The 2,290-nt window shown below is 40.8% G+C and carries 3 protein-coding genes, 1 pseudogene and 1 riboswitch; of the genes and pseudogenes, 2 read left to right on the plus strand and 2 right to left on the minus strand.

Annotation, left to right across the window (positions count from 1 at the left end):
- Positions 1-742, plus strand: a 742-nt coding sequence (locus PX484_RS01285; RefSeq protein WP_288102691.1) for a permease, incomplete at its 5' end; no start/stop codon positions are given.
- 187 nt (positions 743-929) lie between these two features.
- Here PX484_RS01285 and PX484_RS01290 read toward each other — a convergent pair.
- Both PX484_RS01290 and PX484_RS01295 read right to left on the minus strand, forming a co-directional pair.
- Entirely contained in the window at positions 930-1,184 is a 255-nt protein-coding gene (locus PX484_RS01290) for a type II toxin-antitoxin system RelE family toxin (protein WP_002760924.1), read from the minus strand.
- On the minus strand, positions 1,181-1,390 hold the full coding sequence (locus PX484_RS01295; RefSeq protein WP_002760925.1) for a hypothetical protein: 210 nt from the start codon (positions 1,388-1,390) through the stop codon (positions 1,181-1,183). The genes PX484_RS01290 and PX484_RS01295 overlap by 4 nt, the downstream gene beginning before the upstream one ends.
- Positions 1,391-1,891: 501 nt before the next feature.
- Positions 1,892-2,026, plus strand: a riboswitch (guanidine-I (ykkC/yxkD leader).
- Positions 2,027-2,094: 68 nt separating this feature from the next.
- Between PX484_RS01295 and PX484_RS01300 the strand changes: the two are divergent.
- Positions 2,095-2,290, plus strand: a pseudogene (locus PX484_RS01300) (agmatinase); the annotation flags it as partial.

The following is a 2,290-nucleotide window of genomic DNA, read 5'->3' on the forward strand; positions in this document are numbered from 1 at the left end:
AAGATTCTTATTAGAGGGAGTACCCCCAGGGGTGGTGTTTAGCTTTCTCACCGCTGCACCTACCCTAAATATCGTCACTCTTTGGCTAACTTGGCAGACTTTCACCTATTCTAGTATTTTCTTCTATCGATCGCTTTCGGTGTGGTTAATGGCAATTTTTATCGGCACTCTCTTTAGTTTCTATCGGGAAAAACCCCGCACCGATAGTGAAATTCCCCTAGAATCGAGTTTAGTTCTTTCTGGTAGTTTTTTACCGGAGGAAGCAGCCAGTCAACCCCTGCAAAGAGTCGGCAGTCTTGTTTATGAGTATAAAACTAGAGATAGGCAAGCTTGGCCAATTTCTGTGCAGTTATTTCTTGATAACTTTATCGATGAAGCGCTGGAATTAGGGGGATTATTAATTATAGGCTGTGCGATCGCTAGTGTCTTTCAGCTATTATTACCTCAGAGTCAATTAATTGCCTGGGGGAATACTCCCGCTACTCAAATTCTCGTGCAGTTGTTCTTTGGTTTCACCCTCGCTGTTAATGCCAGTCTTAGCACTTTTGTCCCCGGTTCTTTAATTACTAATCTGTCCGTCGGTTCCACTCTAGCTTTTTTACTGGTCGCTTCCCTCATTGATATTAAAGCTTTTATCCTCCTCCTATCAGCTTTCCGTCCTAAAATTGTCCTTTATTTCGGAATTTTATGCCTGTTAATGACTTTTTTAGTGGCTCTGATCCTCAGTTTTTATCTAGGTTGAATTCCTTCCGGGTCAAAAAAATTTTCTCTTGACAAAAGTCCCTTGACATGATATTATATTCATAATGGAAAATCCGTGCGCCTACAAGCCCTATTTTCCCAAGCATTTAAACTCTATCTTGATTCTGCTTGCTGGAGTTGCGACAACATAGTTTTATAGTTCTCACTCCACCCACCTACCTAGAGGTTCAATAAGCATCTTTTCGATGAATACTACTCAATATGATAATCAGCATTTCTTGATCTTGAATTTTGTAAATGATGCGATAATCCCCTATTCTAATTCGGTAGGTGTCATCATATCCTTTGAGTTTCTTGACTCCGCTAGGACGAGGTGTATCGGTAAGTAGTCTAATGGCAGTAATTAAGCGTTCGCGTTGTTGTTTGGGTAAGTTGTTTAGTTGTTTTTGAACTGGTTTCGGAATAATAACTCTGTAGTTCACGCTTGAGTTGCCTCATATTCTTCGAGGGTTAGATAGTCTCCTGCTTGATAAGCTGATTCAGAAGCGATTATGTTAGCTTGCTCTTCTTCTGTAATTTCTATTGCAGTATGTCGTTCTTTGATAAAGAGCAAAAAGTCAAGTAATTCAGTCAAAAGGGTGTCAGGTGTCTGCTCGATTTCTTTAATTAGTTGTTCTTTGAGTGTCATAGCTTTATCAGTTATCAGTCATCAGTTATCAGTTATCAGTGAGCAGTAATCAGTTATCAGTGATTAATTCCATCATAGTCCATCATTCAATCATTCCAATCATAGTCGATGATAGGTGGTGGGTTACTGGACTAGGTAATAGGTGTAGGGGTAATTCATGAATTACCCCTACAATCGGCTAGGTTTTTCTGGATTTTGTCAAATTTTCTCTTGACAAAAGCCTCTTGACATGATACTATATTCATAATGGAAAAGCCGTGCGCCTACAAGCCCTATTTTCCCAAGCATTTAAACTCTATCTTGATTCTGCTTGCCGGAGTTGCCAGAATATACTCCTATAATTCTCCATAAGGTTGACCTGGAATAGTCTTCTGATAATATATCCAAAAGTCCCTATAATATCAAATCCGTCGCTTTTTATTGAAGTTATCTAAAGCGGGAAAAATCCCCTTTTATGTAGTCTGTGATACTGTTTTTGGGATTGAGATCGTCTAAGGTCAAAGAAATTGCTTCTAGGGTTCCGATTTAAGCGTGCTTAAATGTCAGGTCCGAGAGGAGCAAGCTAGTCTTAAATGAGCGGATCAAACATTTTTTCCGTCTAAGCTGGCTACACGGCGGGATAAAAGCCCGGGAGACTTTAAGGATAACTGTTTTGAGGCAGTGTCTTTGAAGACTCCTGGGTTATTGTATTTTGAGGTGAAATGATGTCCGAGGAATCTACTTTTCAACCCCCGCATTTAACCGAAGCTCAACAGGCCCTAGAAAAAGAACGCCATTTGCCCCTAACCGGTTGGCAACAGGAAGTTTCCCAGGGGTTAACCTACGGTTTAGAGGCGGCCGATAGTATTCGCGATCGCAGTATTCCCACCTTTTCCAGGGGTGAGTTACCCCACTATGCGG

The organism is Microcystis sp. M49636_WE2, from assembly GCF_030065375.1.
Lineage (GTDB): Bacteria > Cyanobacteriota > Cyanobacteriia > Cyanobacteriales > Microcystaceae > Microcystis > Microcystis aeruginosa_C.

Bases quoted from the DNA above. Each gene is read 5' to 3' on its own strand.
- PX484_RS01295 (WP_002760925.1), bottom strand. From the start codon at position 1,390: ATGACACTCAAAGAACAACTAATTAAAGAAATCGAGCAGACACCTGAC.